Here is a 1,946-nt window from a genome sequence, read left to right on the forward strand (position 1 = left end):
CACCCGCCCCGGCCCCGACAGCGTGGTGAGCTCCGAGAGGACCGCGAGGGCCAGGGTGTTGGTGCCCCGGGTGCGCAGGATGCCGTTCGGCAGGACGAAGGTGTGCTGCGGGCCCACACCGTTGACGTACTGGCCCAGGTTCCAGCCGTTGAGGAAGATCTGCGCACGGTACGCCCGGTGCGGGTCGTCCTCCAGCGTCAGCCCGACCGAGGCGTCCACACCCGGGTCCACGGCCGGCCGGAAAGTGGTCCGGTACCAGGTCACCCCCTGCCGTCGCACGGCCCGCGGGAAGCTCACCCGCTCCCAGTCGCCGTCCGGGAAGCCGGGCAGGTGCCAGCCCTCCCGCTCCCCGTACAGCCCGCCGTTGTTCAGCGGCCCGCGCACCGGGTCGGGCGCCGCCGCGCCCTGGATCCGCCACCGCACCTTCGGCGTGCCCCCGGCGAAGGTGACCGCCGTCAGCCCGCGCGCCGCCTTGTGGGTGTCCCGCGCCCCGCCGTCCTGGTCGTGCTGCATCCGCCGCACCAGCACCGACAGCACGTGCCGGCCGGAGCCGCGCAGCGACGGGTCCACCGGGAAGACCGCCGTGTCCGCCCACGTCCCCTTCCGGGCCGTGCTCCTGTCCGGAACGGGCATCCGGTGCGTGCCCAGCGGATGCCCGTCCAGCCAGGCCATGAGCAGCCCCTGCGTGCCCGTGCTGTACGCGAGCGAGACCGACTCGACACCGATGGCGTCCGTGAACGTGCCCCGGTACCAGACGTCCCCGTAGTGGAAGCCGTAGTCGTCCGCGAACAGCACCGGCTGCCCCTTCGGCACGGGCGTCGTGCTGAAGGAGGACGTCCGGTCGGCGACCTGCCAGGACGAGTCGTCGAAATGCGGCCCGGCCTCGGGGTTCTCCGTGCGCGTCCGCCAGCCGCCGAGCGCGGGCAGCCGCACCTCGGGCACGCCGGGCAGCGGCGCGTGGGCGCGCACGCTCGCCGAGCCGGTGACCGACGCCGGCACCGCGCGGCCGTTCCACGTCAGGGCGTCGATGCCGCGCGGCCCCCACACCTCCAGCCCGCTCTGTGCGACCGTGTCACCGGTGAGGTGCACGGTGGAGCCGCGCACGGTGGCGGTGCGCAGCAGCGCGGGGCCGTGGACCAGCAGGGAGCCCGACGGGGTGTCGTACGGCCACAGGCGCACCGAGGTCGCCTCGTCGGCGAAGAGCAGCATCAGCGGCCGCTCGTTGCCGTCGTCCTCCACGCGGACACCGATCAGCCCGCCGGCGCCGAGGGGGACGGTCATCCGCACCAGACCCCGGTCGTAGACGTACGCGGCCTGCTCGCTCAGCCGGGTGACCAGGGGCTCCTTGGCGCACTCCAGCACCACCCGCGCCATCTCGCCCTGCCGTCCGCAGAACACCGCGACGTCCTGCCGCCCGGCGGTCAGGAACATCATCGGCTGTGCGGTGGAGTACCGCACCCTGCGCCGCCCCAGCATCAGGTCGGTGACCATCAGCCGGGCGTCCCGGGCCGGCACGGTCACCGGCAGGTCGGCGCCGGCCGCGCGCAGCGTCGAGGAGACCTCCTTGTCGCCGTCGTTGCGCAGTACGTAGACGTGGGCGCCGGTGTCCGGGTTCCTCAGGTGGTACGCCCTGAGCCCGGGCACCTTCACGTCGGCCGCCCGGTCCAGCTTGGCGAAGTCCGGGACGCGCTGCAGCATGTGCCCGATCTGGTGCATCGGCACCAGCTTCCCGGTGGGCCGGCGGCCCTCGTCGAGGGCGGCCCCGTAGTCGTACGACGTGTAGACGACCGGCGCGGGCAGCCAGCCCCAGGAGGTGCCGCCGAAGGCCATGTAGACGTTGTGGACCGTGATGCCGTTGGCGAGGTGGGTCAGGTAGAAGCGCCGCTCGTACGCCGCGTCCCGGGTGCGCCGCACCTCGGCGTACCCCTTGCCCCCGAACGGGGACC

Annotated in this window: 1 protein-coding gene; it reads right to left on the reverse strand. The window is 73.8% G+C overall.

Features of this window, described 5'->3' with window-relative positions; translation table 11 throughout:
• On the reverse strand, positions 1 to 1,946 hold a 1,946-nt coding region (locus C1I97_RS36245; protein WP_111007156.1), incomplete at both ends, for a glycoside hydrolase family 35 protein.

The organism is Streptomyces sp. NTH33 (assembly GCF_003236365.1).
Taxonomy (GTDB): domain Bacteria; phylum Actinomycetota; class Actinomycetes; order Streptomycetales; family Streptomycetaceae; genus Streptomyces.